Below are 16,085 nucleotides of genomic sequence, written 5' to 3' on the forward strand. Positions count from 1 at the left end.
GGCCGGCGGTGTTCCCGCTGTTACAGGACGGCCTGGCCGAGGATCACGTCGGCTTTCTTCACTGCCTCACTCACTTCCAGCTCTTTATCGTTGAGCAGTTCCACGATCTGCGGGTTCTGCAGCACATCGACGCCGGCCTGCTTCAATTGCGCCTGCCGCGCGATGATCACATAAGCGTACAGCTGGCCACGGGTGCTGAACTCGGGACGGCCGCTCACCGTGGCCACGGCCTGCTCCATGAGGGTATGACGCTCGGCCACCGAGAGGCCCTTGAAGGTCTCGGGGTATTCCATATGGATGTTCGCCGAGTACACCGCGATGTTCTCCTCGCGGGCCTCTTTGCGCACCGCGTCCTTGCTGGTGACGATCTTGCCCAGTTGCTCGAAGCCCTGTTCGCCTTCGCTGATTTGCTGCGGGTTCATCCGTTGTTTCAAGGCGTCGATCTGTGCGCTGTCATCCAGGACCCTGGCCCAGCTGTAGGCCAGCGGCAGATTGTTCTTGTTGCTGTGCAGGCGCACCAGGGTCTGTTGCGCGTCCGCATCGCCATGGCGCGCGGAGCGCTCCAGCCAGCGCAGGCCCAGGTCGCTGTCCGGGGCCTGCCCGCGCATGCCGTAGGTGAAGTTCTGGAACATGCCGAACTCGGCGCAGGAGTCGTTCTTCACTGCGGAATAGGCCATGTAGCCGAAGGCTTCGCGGTCGCGCTCGGCGCTGTCCTTGCTGCTGTCCTGTTCCGCGATGCTCGCCAGGTAGCACAGGGCCCGGTCGTGGGTGGGCGCGGCCATGATCAGGCAACTGCGCGCCTGCTCGGGTTTGTCGTCGTTGTACAGCTGGTAGCCGATGCCATACAGCAGATCGCTGTCCAGCTTGGGGTTGCAGTACTCGTTGGCGACGGCTGGCGGCAACAGCTCCTTGAGGCTGAGCTGGGGCAGGGTGGCGTTCAGCTCCTCGTCTGGCGATGGCGCGCAGCCGATAAGCGCGGTGGCCAGTACCAGCGGCAGCAAGTGTTGAGGTTTCAATGGATATTCCCTGATCGACGATTGAGTGACGGCGAGCATGGAAGAGGGGGGAGTTTCAGCGGTTCGCCAGCGATCCATGCGGCCTGATCGAGGCCCTGGGAGCCTCGAGTGCGCGCATTCTACTGGGATTGGGAGAGGGTACAACCTAGGCGACTAAAAGACGTTCCGCTGCCGGTGATCGGCCGTTACAGTTTTGCGCCCAGGCCAAAACGCTTCATCAGCGCCTTCTCCAGCAGACCCTTGGGCAACAGACTGGCCATCAAGGGCAACGCCCGACTGCCATTACCGATCCGAACCAGGCGTGGCGGTTTGTCCTGCTGCACGGCCTTGAGCAGCCTGGCGGCAAATTCGCCGGTGGGCGTCGGGTGGTCCTGGGAGGCCCTGGCCCGTGCGCGGATGCCTTCGCGCAATGGCCACCAGGGCGATCGTTCGGTCAACAGCTGTTCGGCTTCGTGCCCGGCATTCTTGGCAAAGCTCGAAGCGATAGCCCCGGGCTGGACCTCCATCACCCGGATGCCGAACGGCGCCAGTTCCATGCGCAGCGCATCGCTCAAGGCATGCACCGCCGCCTTGGAGGCGCAGTAGGCACCGGCAAAAGGCGTCACCAGGACGCCCGACACACTGCCGATATTCACCACCAGCCCGCGGCTGCGGCGCAGTACCGGGAACACGGCCCGGGTCACGCCGACCAGGGCGAACACATTGGTTTCGAACTGCCGCTGCATGGCCTCGACACCGCCATCGAGCAGCGGGCCCATGGCGCCGTAGCCGGCGTTGTTGATCAGCAGGTCGAGGCCGCCATATTGCTGGTTGATGCGTTCGCCCAGGGCGGTGAGCGCCGGGCCGTCGTTGACGTCCAGTTGCACCGCGTCAAAACCCGCGGCTCGCAGCATGGCCACGTCCTCGGCCCTGCGGGCGGTGGGCAGGACGGTGAAACCGGCGGCCTTGAAAGCATCCGCCAGGGCGCGGCCGATGCCGCTGGAACAACCGGTGATCAGCGCAACGGGCATGGCGCGGTCCTTGTACAAAAAGAGGGAAGGGGGGAATCAGTCGGAGAAACTGCCCTGCAAGCGTTCGGCGCGAAACTCCAGGGTTTGCGGGCGGTAGCCGGGGCGCAGCGGCGGCAGGGGCAGGCAGTCTTCCCAGTTGGCGCCGGCCTGCAACTCGCCGGGGCCGCGATAACGCGGGGCGCTGTACTGGTTGTCGGCCAGGTTCACGGTGTCGCCCGGGGCGTAGGCGGCGACGCGCCAGCGCAGTTCGGTCAGTGGCACATCGTTGCCGTTGTTCATCTTCAGCAGCAGCGGGCGATCCGCCGGGCAATGCTCGGGGGCATAACTGATGCGCAATTCCAGGCGCGCCAGTTGCTGGGCTTCGCGGTTGTCCAGCCAGACCACCCACACCGCCACCAGGCCCAGCCCGACAGCGGCGGCCATGGACACCGGCAAGGCCTTGGCGGGGTAACGGACCAGCAGGATCAGCCAGGTGATAACCAGCAGAACGCCGATGAACATGAGGAGAACCTCGGGGGAAATAGAGCAGTCATCCTACCTAAGCGTAGGTGGGGTTGGCGATGGATGATGCCTTGGCTACGTTTTACTCAATGCCTCGTAGCCAATATTTTTGTTATGGGTAATATAGGGTCTCTTATTGTTAATTTTTTACTATAATGGATCCTATGTTGTCCATATGATTGATTCATAATCAGCAGGCCGGAGGCAGACGCAGCGTTATGTCGCTTACCCGTTTTATGTACACACCGTCCGAGATCACGGCCGAGATCGGAAAAAACGCACAGGCCCTCAGATTGTCAAAAAACCTGTCGCGCAGAACCCTGGCCGAGAAATCCGGGGTACCCGCTTCGACGATCAAGCGCTTCGAGCTGCATGGGGCAATTTCCCTCGAATCGATGGTGCTGATCGCGGCAGCTTTGGATGAACTCGATCCGATGCTCAAACTGTTCAAGCCACCTTCACCGAACACGCTGTTTGAGTTGCAAAACTCAAAACGCCAAAGGGGAACCCGATGACTGAACCAGGCATCAAGAAATACAAGCCGATCGAGGCGTTGGGGGTCTTCATGCATGGCCGGCAGGTGGGGCTGCTTAGCTGGAACCGCCAAGGTACCTACTTCACCTACGCCAAGGACTGGTTGACCCAGGGTTTCAACCTATCCCCCCAACTGACCTTCGACGAGAAGCCGCAGCAGCCCGATACCCATCTGTTTCTCGGTATCCATGGGGCCTTTGCCGATTCCCTTCCCGACGGTTGGGGGTTGCTGCTGATGGGGCGTTTTTTTACTGCGGAGTATGGAGCGCGGGTCACCCATGGCCTGACTCAGCTCGACCGGCTTGCCTACATCGGCAACCGGGGGATGGGCGCCCTCGAGTACTACCCCATGTCGGAAAAAGTGGCTCGGGAGCCCATCAGTCTTTCAGCGTTGTATGAGGCTTCGATCCAGGTCCAGGTGGGGGAGACGGTTGAGGTCCTGAAGGCTCTGCGGATTGCCGGTGGCTCACCGGGGGGCGCGCGTCCCAAGGCAGCCGTTGCGTTTTCGGAGGATCTGTCCCATGTGGTTTCCGCCTTTGAACCCTTGCCTGAGGGCTATGCGCACTGGATCGTGAAATTCAGAGCCCTTCAGGAGCCGTGGTCGATGGGCGCAATTGAATGTGCCTATGCCCGCATGGCCCGCACGGCCGGGGTTGATATGGCCCATTGCGAACTGATCACAGTGCCCTCGGAGCAGGGATGGAACGAGCGCTTCTTTGCGACTCGACGCTTTGATCGACAGCACAACCGGAAAGTCCACATGATGACCGCTGCCGGGATTCTGCATGCGGACTTCAGAATTCCATGCCTGGACTACAAGGACTTGCTGAGGCTGACTTTCGCGCTGACCAAGAGCGCCAAGGAAGTGGAGAAAATGGCCCGGCTCATGGTGTTCAACGGCCTGGCCCACAACTACGACGATCACGCGAAGAACTTTGCCTTTCTGTACGAAGAGGGGCAGGACGGCCTGGAGGGGCAATGGGTTCTCGCGCCCGCGTACGACCTTACCTTCTCCACCGGCATGGGAGAACACACCACCGCGTTCGACGGCCAGGGGCGCCCCTCCAGAAAGGCGATCAGGCGTTTGTGTGCGGACTACAAGTTTCTCAAGCCTGACGACTACATCGATCAGACGCTGGAAGCGCTGGGCAACTGGGAAACGGTGTTTGGCGAACTGAATATACTGGCCGCCGATGGGAAAGAGATCTTCGAGACGCTCGAGGATGTACATGTGCATCTTTAAAAATAAAACCTGATGAAAAGATGCCCCCCCAGGCTAGGGCAAGTATTGTGATACTCCTCAGATTTGAGGGGCGGTATGGGAAGGCTCAAGGGGCGCTTGGCCCAGTTCTCCGGGAGCGCCTTGGGAGGCGCGCGGCGTGCCCGCGATGGCGACCCATGGGGGTGTATAATTTTCAGGCTTTGGCAAAGGTCATGGGGTCGAATGATGGACGTATCACTGCAGCAGATTTTGAAAACTACACATGTTAGCGATCTAAAGACGCTGGGAAAATTTCTTGAAATAAAACGCTTTGTCGAGGCCCAACTTTACTTAAAGTTGGGGGCTAATGGATGGAGCTCGTTACTTCTTAAGCTACAGTCCCTCAACGCCCTGGAAGGGGTGAGTGACGACTGTGAAAGTTGTGTTTGTGATGCAATGCCATATTCGGCTGTCCGGGCTGAATTTTCAAAAAAAATCGGTTTTAAAATAACAGCAAGAAATTGGACGGAACTCAAGGCGGCGCTACATGTTTTGTCGACATGCTCCGCCCGCCTTGAATTCGACCCGTATAAGCGTTTCGAAAAAAAGAAACATAAGAACTTTATAAGTAGCTCAAAGCTGGAAGGTATAGACATACCTGTTTTTGAAGAAAAAACCTCTTTGGAAAAACTCTTGGCCAAACATGGAAGGCATTTGAATGGATAAGTATGACGCGTCTAATGATCATTACTGCTATCCCAAGTCGTCGGTGCTTAAAAACAAGCTGAATATCCAGGATATGGAAGCCCTTGAAGCGGCAGAGAGGGAAATTACTGCGGTTACGCTTGATGGGGTTGAGTATGTTGCTCCCCCCTACAGCTTGGAGAATTTCAAGCTACTGCATCGACAGTTGTTTTCCGCGCTTTATACATGGGCAGGAGAGATAAGAAATGTCGATATCTCCAAGGGAGGAACCCGTTTCTGTACTTGTGGAAGAATTGAAGCTGAAGCACTCAAGATTTTTTCCGCTCTTCAAGAAAATAAATGGCTGAGCGGACTTGCGAAAAACGAGTTTTGTGAGAGGTTGGCAGAGTTCTATTGCGAACTGAATATGATTCATCCGTTTCGCGAAGGCAATGGCAGAGTTCAGCGGATTTTCTTTGAGCACCTTGCGTTATCGGCGGGTTACGAACTCGACTGGGAAGATGTCAGTCAAAGCGAATGGCTTAAAGCTAATATTGATGGGGTCAATGTGAACTACGCTCCCATGGCGGAAATATTTAAACGTATCGTAACTTCGTAACAGTAAGCCCTCTCTTAGCTTGAAAAAACGACTATATAGATCGTTCCCACACCTTCGATGCTGAAGTGTGGGAACGATCAATGGCTAGTTTTAGCTTAGGTATGGACTGCCATTAATACGTCGCCCCAGCACATCCAATAGATCACAGCCGTCACGCAACAGAATGGCGCTGGCGTGGGCGATCTGTGTCAGGTCGGTAGCGTCGGCATGGCGGCTGTCCAGATGGACGATGCTTTCCATCAGCTGGGTCACTGCGAGGATGCGGTAGGCAGCGCTGGCATGGAGTTCGTCCAATGGGGCTCGAGTGTCGATGAACAGGGTAGGGGTGGAGGATTCGTTGCTGGTTAGCGCGATGCGGTCCGTCATGGTGTGTTGCTCCTGAAATAAAGAGAGCTGCCACAGGAATCGCCGTCAAACGAATTGGGTGGCAACTGTACGCAGGTTGACGGACCGGTTTCAGGAACCCGGCGCATCCGAAGATGCCCCACGCACAGTTGCCATAAGACTTTTTTTGCGAGCGCAGAAGAGCGCAAGCAGAGTCGAGGAACCATGCGTCCTGAAAGTGTTACCGAGCCGTCAAACCCGATCACGAATGAGTCGTGACAGGCGCGAGGATAGGGAGCGATGAATAGGTGGTCAACCCGATATTTGTACCCTGACGCTACCACCTGTAGCCGCTGCCGCAGGCTGCGATCGACCGCAACCGGGCGCAGGATCTTGAGGGCGCCGGAGGACCTTCGGTCCTTTCGCAGCCTCGCGGGCTCGGCAGCGGCTACAGGTCTTATGGCAGCCTGCGGCAGCGGCTACAGGAGGTCCTCGTTCAGGCGCGCGGACATAAAAAATCCCCCGCCCAACCGCCTGCGGATAGGGAACGCAGTCGGTCGGACGGGGGGCAAGGACTTGCTGGCAACGACTCCCTGCTTTTACTTGCAGCTTGCCGCTTGAAACTTGTCGCTGTGATTACTGGGCGATGGTTTTCACCGAGATACCGCGTTCCACCGGGGTGGAGCGGCCGTAGATGTCTTCGAAGCGTTCGATGTCGTCTTCGCCCAGGTAGCTGCCCGATTGCACTTCGATGATCTCCAGCGGGATCTTGCCCGGGTTGCGCAGGCGGTGCACCGAGGCGATCGGGATGTAGGTGGACTGGTTTTCGGTGAGCAGGAACACGTTCTCGTCGCAGGTGACTTCGGCGGTGCCGCTGACCACGATCCAGTGTTCGGCGCGGTGGTGGTGCATCTGCAGGGACAGGCAAGCGCCCGGCTTGACCGAGATGTGCTTGACCTGGAAGCGCCCGCCCATGTCCACCGAGTCGTAGGAGCCCCACGGACGGTAGACCTCGCAGTGGTTCTGGGTTTCGCTGCGGCCCTGTTCGTTGAGGGTGTTGACCATCTGTTTAACGCCTTGGACCTTGTCCTTGTGGGCGATCATCATGGCGTCCTTGGTTTCCACGACCACGATGTTTTCCAGGCCGATCACCGACACCAGCTTGCCGTTGCCGTGGATCATGCAGTTGCGGCTGTCCTGGATCACCACGTCGCCCTTGCTGACGTTGCCGTTGACGTCCTTTTCATGCACGTCCCACAGCGACGACCAGCAGCCCACGTCGCTCCAGCCGGCGCTCAGCGGCACCACGCAGGCGCGCTGGGTCTTTTCCATCACCGCGTAGTCGATGGAGTTGTCCGGGCAGCAGGCGAAGGTGGCCGGGTCGACGTCCACGGTGTCGGCGTCCTGGGCGCTGCGTTCCAGGGTCAGCAGGCAGGTGTCGTAGATGTCCGGGTCGTGCTTTTTCAGCTCTTCGAGGAAGCGGCTGGCGCGGAACAGGAACATGCCGCTGTTCCAGAAGTAGCCGCCGGCCTCGACGAACTCGGCGGCACGCTTGACGTCGGGTTTCTCGACGAAGTGCGAGACGCGGCTCACGCCTTCCGGCAGCAGCGCATCGTTGGTCGACTTGATGTAGCCATAACCGGTTTCCGGCTTGGTCGCCGGCACGCCGAACAGCACCATCTCGCCACGCTCGGCGGCCACGGTGGCCAGGGCCAGGGCGCGTTGCAGGGCCTTCTGGTCTTCCAGCACGTGGTCGGCCGGCAGCACCAGCATCAGCTCGTCGCGACCTTCGTTGACCAGCATCATCGCGGTCAGGGCCACGGCCGGCGCGGTGTTGCGGCCGAACGGCTCCATCAGGATGCGCTGCGCTTCGAGTTTGCGCGCCGCCAGCTGCTCGTTGACGATGAAGCGGTGGTCCTTGTTGCAGACCACGATCGGTGTGTCCATGCCTTCGAACACCAGGCGCTCGAGGGTTTGCTGGAACAGGGTGTGTTCGCCGGTCAGGGCGAGGAACTGTTTAGGGAATTGCTTACGCGAAAGCGGCCAAAGACGTGAGCCACTACCACCTGACAAGATCACCGGAATCATGTTGTTACTCCTTCAAAAATCGTTTGGGTTAGAGCTACTGCGTTCTGTCGTTTCACTCTCTTGTTTTTGTTGCTTGCCGGGCGGTGTATGCCGATCCCTGTAGCCGCTGCCGTCAGGCTGCGAACGATCGCGAAGCGGTCGTGATTCAGGCGCTACGGTCTTGCTGAAAGACCGCGTGAGCCGTTTTCACGATTGCTGCGCAACCGATCGCAGGCTTCGCCAGCGGCTACAGAAATGGCCTTCACCTGCCCGATCGATTCATCAGCGTGTCGAGACCGGGCGCTTGACCCAGACTGGCGACAGGCTGCTGCCGTTGCCGGTGACGTAGAGCACCGCGGCTTCGCCGCGCTCCAGGGCGACCGGCTTGAGGTCGCTGACTTTTTTCTCGCCCTCGTACAGCGCGAAGCTGACTTTCACCGGGTTGATTTCTCGTTCGCCACGGCCCTTGGCGGCCACCGACTGGACCACGTCGGTCTTGCCGTCGGCGGTCTTCAGGGTCAGGGCCTTGTCGCTCAGGTTCTGCACCCGGACCAGGGACTTCTGCTTGTTCTTGAACGGCGGTTCTTCGATCAGTTGTGGCTGGCCGCTGGCGTTGTTGACCAGGGTGTAATAGTGGTCGGCGGCGAGTTTCACCGGCACGCTCTGGCTGCCGACCTTGGCGGTGTAGTCGCCGCCGGGCATGAAGCTGAAGTCACTGCTGGCCAGCGGCGCGACGTCGCTGAGGCTGGTGCTGCCGACGGTGGCGCTGACTTCCTGGTTGCTGGCGTTGTAGATACGCACGAAGGACGAGCCTTTGGGTGCGGTTGGGCCGTACAGCGCGGCGTCGCCACCGGCGAAGGCGGGCAGGGACAGGACGCTCATGCCGGCAGCCAGTGTGATTGCCTTGGCGAGACGACGCGGAGTGATAGTGAAAGTCATGGGTGTCACCTCTCTTTCAGTTTTGCGCCCGATCGGGCGTCTCGGATTTGTTGAGTGCAGCTACGTTCTGTTGGCGGGCGCCGGCTTGTTTGAGCTCTGCGACCCACTGCGGGTCGGCGTCGCCGATTTCGTTATTGACCGGCAGATATCGTTCGGGGAACTCCCAGATCAGCACCTGGGGCGGGCTGTTCTTGAAGGCATCGCTTTTCAGGTAGCTGAGCATCGGCAACACCGGGCCGTGGCCGTCCTCGGCGTAGCTGACCACGTCGCTGTGCAGGGCCTGCTTGAGCGCGCCGACGAAGTTCCAGTTCGGGTTGGCGCTGTAGCTGGTGCCCACCAGGGCCACCGGTACTTCGTTGTCGGCGAACAGCGCGTCGTCGGCGGCCGGCTGATCGTCGGCGGCACGGGTCACGCGTTTCTGCAGCGGCTCCTTGGCCGGCATCAGGTTCTCGAACAGCGGGTCCAGGGGCAGGAACAGGCGCAGGTCGCCCTTGTGCACCACGGTCTGCTCGGCTTCGGTGACGAAGCGTTGCGGCTGGCCCATCAGCGGCGCCTTGTCGGCGATCGCCTTGGCCAACTGGTTGGCGGCGACTTCGGCGCCGGCCGGGGTCCAGTGGGTGTCGGTGCGCAGGAACACTTGCTGGCCGTTCTGCTTGGCCTGTTGCAACGGGCCCAGCAGGTCGGGGGCGAGGATCTTGTCGGCCGCCACCCGGGCGTGGAAGTCCTGGTAGAGGTTGGCGTGGATGCTGGCCGGCTGGACGTCGCCCAGGTGTTCCGGGTACAGGCGCACCTTGGCCGGCACGATCGCCATCACCAGTTTCACGCCTTTCTCTTTCAGGGCCTGGCGTACGCCTTCGACCAGCGCGTAGTTGCCTTGCAGGTTGAGTTCTTCGTTGACGATCGGGTGGAACTCTTCATCGCTGTACAGCCACTGGTCGCGGCCGAGCACCACGCCCGGACGACCTTCGTTGAACAGCTTGAAGTCCAGGGCCGCCCACAGGTTGGTACCCAGGCGCTTGATCGGGAACTCGTCGTCGTAGTGGGTTTCCACGGCCTTGGCCCAGCGACCGTTGAGCACGGTGGCGTCGTTGTTGGTGCTGAAGCCGAAGAAGCTGCGCACCGACCACAGACCCAGGACCATCAGGGTCACCAGGAACAGGGCGATATAGAAGACGCGTAATGAGCGGGTCATGGTCAGATCCCTCAGAACTGGAAGTAAAGGAACGGCGAGAAGCTTTGCGCCGAGAGTTTGAGAATCGAAGCGATGAACAGCAGCAGCACCAGGGTGCGCATCACGTAACGCGGCCAGTCGGCGACCCAGTAGGCCGGCTGGACCTGGGCTTCGACGCCCACGGTGTAGCCCGGCTGGTGGATGCTGTCCGGCTTGTCCCCCGGTACAGCCTTGATCAGCCCCGGCTGGGCGGTGGCCGGACCGTCGGCCTCGATGTTGATTTCAGGCTTGCTCTTGACCGGCGTCGGGTTGCGATACAGGTCACGCAGGCCGAAGAACGCCAGGGTGGCGTAGGCCACGACCAGGGTTGCCACTTGCAGGCCGGTGAGGCTGGCGCGGTTGAGTTCCGACAGCGACCAGTCGCCGAAGCTGAACATGGCGCCGTACATGCGACCGGCGACGTGCAGGTTCTCGGCGCGGAAGATCACCCAGCCCATTACCACCAGCAGGAAGGTCAGCACCCAGCGGATCGGGTTCAGGCTGCGCGGCGAAGTGTTGATGCCGAGCATCTTCTCGATCGCCAGCCACATGCCGTGCCAGGCGCCCCAGACCACGTAGGTGATGTTCGCGCCGTGCCACAGGCCACCGAGCAGCATGGTCAGGAACAGGTTGCGATAGGTCATCAGCGTGCCTTTGCGGTTGCCGCCCAGGGTGATGTACAGGTAGTCGCGCAGCCAGGTGGACAGGCTGATGTGCCAGCGCCGCCAGAACTCGGTGATCGACTGGCTGATGTAGGGCTGCTTGAAGTTTTCCATGAAGCGAAAACCCATCATCAGACCCAGGCCGATGGCCATGTCGCTGTAGCCGGAGAAGTCGAAGTACAGCTGCGCGGTGTAGGCCAGGGCGCCCAGCCAGGCGTCGCCCGTGGTCGGGTTCTGCAGGGCGAAGCAATGGTCGGCGACCACCGCCAGGGTGTCGGCGATGAACACTTTCTTGATGAAGCCCTGCATGAAGCGCGTGCAGCCTTCGGAGAACTTGTCCAGGGTGTGGGTGCGGTTGTTGAACTGGTCGGCCAGGTCGCGAAAACGCAGCACGGGGCCGGCGATCAGGTGCGGGAAGATCGCCACGAACGCCGCGAAGTCGATCAGGTTGCGGGTCGCCGGGGTGTCGCCGCGGTAGACGTCGATGATGTAGCTGATGGACTCGAAGATGTAGAACGAGATGCCGATCGGCAACAGCACGTGGGTCAGGATGAACGGGTTCAGACCAAAGCTGGTGATGATCGCGTTGAGGCTGTCCACGCCGAAGTTGGCGTATTTGAAATAGCCGAGGATGGCCAGGTCCACGCCCACGCCGAGCAGCAGCCAGCGCTGGGCCGGTTTGGTGCGCACGCCGGCGGCGCCGACTTTCAGGCCGATCCAGTAGTTCCACAGGGTGACGCCGGCGAACAGCGCCAGGAAGTCCACCCGCCACCAGGCATAAAACACATAGCTGGCGATCAGCAGCAGCAGGTTGCGATAGCGTTGCCCGCTCAGGTAGTACAAGCCGAGAAAGATCGGCAAGAACAGGAACAGGAACACGTTGGATGAGAAAACCATCCCGATCTCTCCATGTTTGACCAACAGTAAAGGGCCAGAGCCCCCCCAAACCCCCCCGTGAAAAACCGGGGGCGGCGTATTGCATTCGTCCGTAGCCGCTGCCGAGGTACGAGGCTGCGATCGGCCGCGAAGCGGTCGTGCTCTTGAGGACCTCGGAAGGCTCTTCGAGCCTTGTCGCAGCCTCGTGCCTCGGCAGCGGCTACAGGTGTCGCTTACGAGCCTTTGTTGCCCTTCTCGTGCGAGGGGTCGTAGACCTTGGTCAGGTCGCCACCCAGGCGGAAGGTCTTGAACGGTTGCATCTTGTGCTTGCGTTCCAGTACATCCGGGGCGCAGGTGTAGAGGCTGCAGAAGGGTTCGAGCCAGGCGAATTTCGAGTCGACCTTGAGGTCGGTCATGTCCTGTTCCTTGCCGTTCTTTTCCTCGAACTCGTCCGGGTCTTTCACCCCGGCCAGCACCCGCTCGCCCAGGCGTTTCAGGGCGCCGTTGTTTTCCTGGCGCAGGTCGACGCCGTTGACCTGGGCGAAGCTGGCGATCATCGCCAGCGGCGGCAGGGCGTAGTTGTGATAGGCCAGGGCGCGTTGCTGGCGCTTGAGTTCGTTGGGCAGGAAGCCGTTGGCGTCGACCTGATTGGCGCCGACCTTGTATTCCTTCACCGCCCAGTCGAACAGGTCGCGGCGGTTGGTCGCCACGGCGGTGGCCATCACCGACCAGGCGGCCCAGTACGAGTGGTTGTTGGTCTGCTCCAGCGGCAGGTTGTCCCAGTCGCTGACCACCTGGTCGGCCATCTTGCTGAACCAGGCCTCGATCTGCTGCGCCTGCTGCTGGTGAGTGTCCAGCGGATGGGAGTCGGAGAACTTCAGGCGCAGGTAGGCCGAAGCCATGCTGCCCAGGGCCCATTTGCGCATGGACTTGCCGGTGTGGTTGAAGTCCTTGGACATCAACGCATCGGCCTGGGCCCAGGCGCTCAGCCAGCTCAGGGTGCAGTCCAGTTGTTCCGGACGGCCGTCGCGCATGAACTGCATCACCCGCTTGCTGGTGCCGCGCTCGATCTTGGTGATGTCGGCGGTGCTGTCGCGAAAGGCCTTTTCCGATTGCACGTTGAGGGTCGCGCGAGCCTTGTCCGACCCTTCGTACTTGCTGCGAAATTGCAGCGAGCCGGTGTAAGGCGCGGGCATGGCGTCGCAGCCTTCGCTGTGGTCGCCGCTCTTGAATTTATCCACCGGCGCGTAATAACCCTGGGGCGGGCGCAGTGGGGCCGCGGCCTGGGTTGCGCCTGCGAACATCGCCAGGCTCAACAGGCTCGGTGCCAGTAACTGTTTCAGCGTTTTGCTTTGCATAGGAACCTCATTGCCCGATTTGCGCGGTGCGTTGACCGGCATCCGGGAATACGTTGCGTTTGCAAATTTTCGCTTCGACTTTCTGTGCCGCGGCGCCGGCTTCCGGACCCTGGACTTCGACCGCCAGCAGGTTCTGCGAGGCCCAGTCTTCGTCGGTGCGCAGTTCAAAGGCGAAACGCCCGTCGGTGTCGGATGTTTCCGGTTTGTCGATCTTGATGTCCTCGTGGCGCCCGTTCATGTACCAGAGGGTGGCTTGCAGGGTTTTCACCGAGGTGTCGGCGAAGCGGATATCGACCTGGTGGCTGCTGTTGCGCAGGTCCATGTTCTTGCTGTTGACCATCAGCTCGTTCTTGCCGGGCTTGAGGGTGGCGCTGGCGCTCATTTGCGCCGGCTTGCCTTCGCAGCCGTTGTCGAGCAGGGCCATCATCTGCCGGTAGATGGTTTCCTGGTCCAGGCGGTACAGCGGCGAGAATTCCCAGATCAGGATCTTCGGTGGCTTGGTCTGGAATTCCTCGCTGCCCAGGTACTGCAGCATGGAGCCTTCGAAGCCGCCGCCGGGGAAGGCGACGTTGAGAATGTCGGCGCCGATCTCTTCCTGCAGGAAGCCGGCGAAGTTGTAGTTCTTGCCGCTGTGGCTGGTGCCCACCAGGGTGATTTCCGGGTTGCCGGAATCGCCGAACAGGTCGCCGTCGCCGGCTTCGCCCTTGGGTTCGGTGGTGAACTGGTCCATGTACTGGATCGCGTAGCTGGTGCCGCAGAGCTGGCCGGCCATGTTGTGCAGGGTGCCGGTCTTGCCCATGCGCCCGGACTTGTGGGTCTCGAACTCACGCTTGGGAATGTCGGCGAAGGCCGGCAACTGCTTGACCTTCTGCGCCACGATCTTCGCCGTGCGCTGGGCGCCGTACGGGGTCCAGTGCTGGTCGCCGCGGAAGTAGAAGTCGTGGGCCGGCAGGGTCTCCGGCAGTTGCTCGTTGGTCAGCGGCGACAGGTCCGGCACCACGTAGCCCATCTGGGCGAAACGGCCGAGCATGCCCTGGTAGTTTTTCAGTGCCTTGTCGTAGTCGAAGCTGGCCTTCTCCTGCGGGTTGAGCTTGTTGCGGTTCACCAGGCCGCGGGTCGGCTGGTAGACCAGCACCAGCTCCACGCCCTTGCTCTTGAAGGCGTCGTGCAGCTGTTGCAGGCGGCGATAACCTTCCGGCGTGGTGTTGAATTCGGTGCGCAGGTCTTCCTGGGTACGGAACAGCCAGTCGCCCTGGGCTTGCACCAGGGTGGTGAAGTTCTGCTGGTAACGGGTGGTGTAGTTCTTCGCGTCGTGGGCGGCCGGGCACAGGTTGCAGCACGGCTCGGCGGTGAACTTCGGTGCCTGGGTTTCGTCGGCGCGAGCGCTGTTACTGGCGGCGAGAATGCCCGCGGTCAATGCCGAGAGGCTCAAGAGTTTGATCAGGTGTGGGCGCATGACAGTCATCCTCAATCGCGCATTTCGGTCTGGCGTTCGACAGGGTCGATCAGCACGGCTTTCTGCTGGCGCACCAGCAGGTCAAGAATTTCGTCCTGGCGCTCGCCGAGGATCCCCGAGAAGCTGATGCCGCTGCTCTTGGTCGGGGCGAGCATGGACACGCGGTACAGCTCGACGCTCAACGGCGAGTCGATGGACATCGGGCCGCTGCCATTGGCGGCCAGCTCACCGCCGACCACGATCAGCGACACCTGGGCGTCGAACGGGTCGAGCTTGATGTCGCGGTCGGTGTCGGAGAGGTCCTTGATGTGGCCGTAGACGCCGGTCAGGCCGTTGGCCATGGCGACGTTCTCGTACAGGCGGATGTTCACGCTGTTGCGAATGCGGATGCCATGGCGCCGGTTGCTGATCACCTTGTTGCCCCACAGCAGGTTGTCGGCACTCTCGTAGAGGGTGATGCCGTCGGTGTGGTTGCGGTAGATCTCGTTGTCGGCGATCAGGTTGTTCACGCTGTTACGGTCGATCACCAGGCCCGAAAGTTTGTTCTCGTAGCTGCGGTTGTTGAAGATGAAGCTGTCGTTCACTTCCCGGGAAATAATGATCCCGTGCTTCTTCTTGGTCCCGTAGACGGTGTTGTCGGCGATGATCAGCCGGTGCGAACGGTCGTGGGGGTCGATGCCGTAGACGATGTTGTCCTTGTAGGTGTTGCCCTTGACCACGAAGTCGCGGGTCTCGTAGCAATAGAAGCCGTACCACATGTCCGAGAACTCAGAGCCGATGATCCAGCCGGTGGGTTCGGGGCGCTTGAGCACCTTGGCCATGTTCGGCGTGTACTGGGAAATACTCACGCCGTAGGACTTACTGTTGGCGTAGCCGAAGCTGGCCATCTTGCTGTTGACGATGTAGGTCTCGGTGCCGCCCCAGGCCAGCAGGAACGGACGGAATTCCTTGGGCGAGTTGAACGTCGCCGGGCCGTTGTCCTTCTCGCGCCAGCCGGTGACCTTGGTGTCGCGCACGAACAGCTGGCCGTCGTTGACCAGGAACGAACCGCCTTCCTGGGACAGGCGCAGCTCCTGGGTCTGCTGGTCGATTTCCAGGATGCCCTTGCGCCCGACCACGATCGGCAGCCGCGCCAGGTACACGCCCGGCGAGGTTTCGCTGATGTACTGCTTGGGCAGCTTCTTCGCCAGCTCCTTGAGGTTGACGTAACCGTCGTCGATAAAGATCGCCTGGGGGATGCCGTGCTGGCGCACCACCCATTCGGCCATCTTGTTGTCACCGCCGATAAAGTCCTTCAGCGCGTCTTCCTGCATCATGCGGCGCACGCTGATCTTGCCAGGCTTGCTGCGCACGATCTTCGCCGCCACCGCTTCGGCGGTGTAGCCGGAGAGGTCGGGCAGGGCCGGCTTGGCCAGGTTCAGCGGCGCGGTGGGCGCGCTGCTGACGGTGTAGGTCTTGGCCTGTTGCAGCTCCTTGGCCACGGTCGGCTGCTTGCCGGACGTGGCGGCCGGAGCCGGTTCGACGTTGGCGAAGGCGGCGCTGCTGGCCAGCAGCATGGCGCCGGCCAACAGGCTGATCGAGCCTCTTATCGCTGGGCTGTTCATCGGGCTGTTCATCTCAGGCACTCC

At 60.9% G+C, this 16,085-nt stretch carries 15 protein-coding genes; 4 read left to right on the plus strand and 11 right to left on the minus strand.

The features are described 5' to 3' along the window. Positions 1-20: 20 nt before the first annotated feature. The 3 genes from AC3RCP_RS06205 to AC3RCP_RS06215 all read right to left on the minus strand — a co-directional run bounded on the left by AC3RCP_RS06205 (position 21) and on the right by AC3RCP_RS06215 (position 2,527). A complete protein-coding gene (locus AC3RCP_RS06205) occupies positions 21-1,016 on the minus strand; it encodes an SEL1-like repeat protein (RefSeq protein ID WP_492569306.1) in 996 nt (331 codons plus the stop codon). A 185-nt stretch (positions 1,017-1,201) separates the two neighbouring features. Beyond that, positions 1,202-2,026 (minus strand): SDR family oxidoreductase, encoded by an 825-nt coding sequence (locus AC3RCP_RS06210; protein ID WP_492569308.1) that lies wholly within the window; start codon positions 2,024-2,026, stop codon positions 1,202-1,204. A 36-nt stretch (positions 2,027-2,062) separates the two neighbouring features. Next, positions 2,063-2,527, minus strand: a complete 465-nt coding sequence (locus AC3RCP_RS06215; protein WP_009042259.1) for a hypothetical protein — start codon at positions 2,525-2,527, stop codon at positions 2,063-2,065. A gap of 218 nt (positions 2,528-2,745) precedes the next feature. Between AC3RCP_RS06215 and AC3RCP_RS06220 the strand changes: the two genes are divergently transcribed. The 4 genes from AC3RCP_RS06220 (at position 2,746) to AC3RCP_RS06235 (ending at position 5,565) form a co-directional block, all read left to right on the plus strand. Further along, the gene (locus AC3RCP_RS06220) at positions 2,746-3,042 is read left to right on the plus strand and encodes a helix-turn-helix domain-containing protein (protein ID WP_097135857.1); all 297 of its coding nucleotides are present in this window, start codon (positions 2,746-2,748) and stop codon (positions 3,040-3,042) included. Beyond that, positions 3,039-4,304, plus strand: coding sequence for a type II toxin-antitoxin system HipA family toxin (locus AC3RCP_RS06225; protein WP_101336890.1), 1,266 nt, complete (start codon positions 3,039-3,041; stop codon positions 4,302-4,304). The genes AC3RCP_RS06220 and AC3RCP_RS06225 overlap by 4 nt, the downstream gene beginning before the upstream one ends. A gap of 204 nt (positions 4,305-4,508) precedes the next feature. Further along, a complete protein-coding gene (locus AC3RCP_RS06230) occupies positions 4,509-4,988 on the plus strand; it encodes a YhfG family protein (protein WP_492569310.1) in 480 nt (159 codons plus the stop codon). Next, positions 4,981-5,565, plus strand: coding sequence for a putative adenosine monophosphate-protein transferase Fic (locus AC3RCP_RS06235; RefSeq protein WP_492569311.1), 585 nt, complete (start codon positions 4,981-4,983; stop codon positions 5,563-5,565). Before AC3RCP_RS06230 ends, AC3RCP_RS06235 begins: the two co-directional genes overlap by 8 nt. A gap of 90 nt (positions 5,566-5,655) precedes the next feature. On the opposite strand, the gene AC3RCP_RS06240 is transcribed toward AC3RCP_RS06235, so the two are convergent. From AC3RCP_RS06240 to algG, 8 genes are all read right to left on the minus strand, one after another. Continuing rightward, a complete protein-coding gene (locus tag AC3RCP_RS06240) occupies positions 5,656-5,931 on the minus strand; it encodes a short-chain dehydrogenase (RefSeq protein WP_492569313.1) in 276 nt (91 codons plus the stop codon). 594 nt (positions 5,932-6,525) lie between these two features. Continuing rightward, positions 6,526-7,977: a mannose-1-phosphate guanylyltransferase/mannose-6-phosphate isomerase gene (locus AC3RCP_RS06245; protein WP_007930049.1), complete on the minus strand. Its 1,452-nt coding sequence runs from the start codon at positions 7,975-7,977 to the stop codon at positions 6,526-6,528. Positions 7,978-8,238: 261 nt separating this feature from the next. Next, the gene (locus AC3RCP_RS06250; RefSeq protein WP_053259711.1) at positions 8,239-8,895 is read right to left on the minus strand and encodes an alginate O-acetyltransferase AlgF; all 657 of its coding nucleotides are present in this window, start codon (positions 8,893-8,895) and stop codon (positions 8,239-8,241) included. 16 nt (positions 8,896-8,911) lie between these two features. Then, complete coding sequence (locus AC3RCP_RS06255; protein ID WP_007930047.1) at positions 8,912-10,087, minus strand: alginate O-acetyltransferase; 1,176 nt, start codon at positions 10,085-10,087, stop codon at positions 8,912-8,914. Between the two features lie 11 nt (positions 10,088-10,098). Then, a complete protein-coding gene (locus tag AC3RCP_RS06260; protein WP_492569315.1) occupies positions 10,099-11,664 on the minus strand; it encodes an MBOAT family O-acyltransferase in 1,566 nt (521 codons plus the stop codon). A gap of 212 nt (positions 11,665-11,876) precedes the next feature. Further along, positions 11,877-13,001, minus strand: a complete 1,125-nt coding sequence (locus tag AC3RCP_RS06265; protein ID WP_007932826.1) for a mannuronate-specific alginate lyase — start codon at positions 12,999-13,001, stop codon at positions 11,877-11,879. 7 nt (positions 13,002-13,008) lie between these two features. Beyond that, the gene (locus AC3RCP_RS06270; RefSeq protein WP_007932828.1) at positions 13,009-14,457 is read right to left on the minus strand and encodes an alginate O-acetyltransferase; all 1,449 of its coding nucleotides are present in this window, start codon (positions 14,455-14,457) and stop codon (positions 13,009-13,011) included. Between the two features lie 11 nt (positions 14,458-14,468). After that, positions 14,469-16,073, minus strand: coding sequence for a mannuronan 5-epimerase AlgG (gene algG / locus AC3RCP_RS06275; RefSeq protein WP_492569317.1), 1,605 nt, complete (start codon positions 16,071-16,073; stop codon positions 14,469-14,471). Positions 16,074-16,085: the final 12 nt, after the last annotated feature.

Source organism: Pseudomonas sp. GW822-FHT05A08 (genome assembly GCF_058800485.1).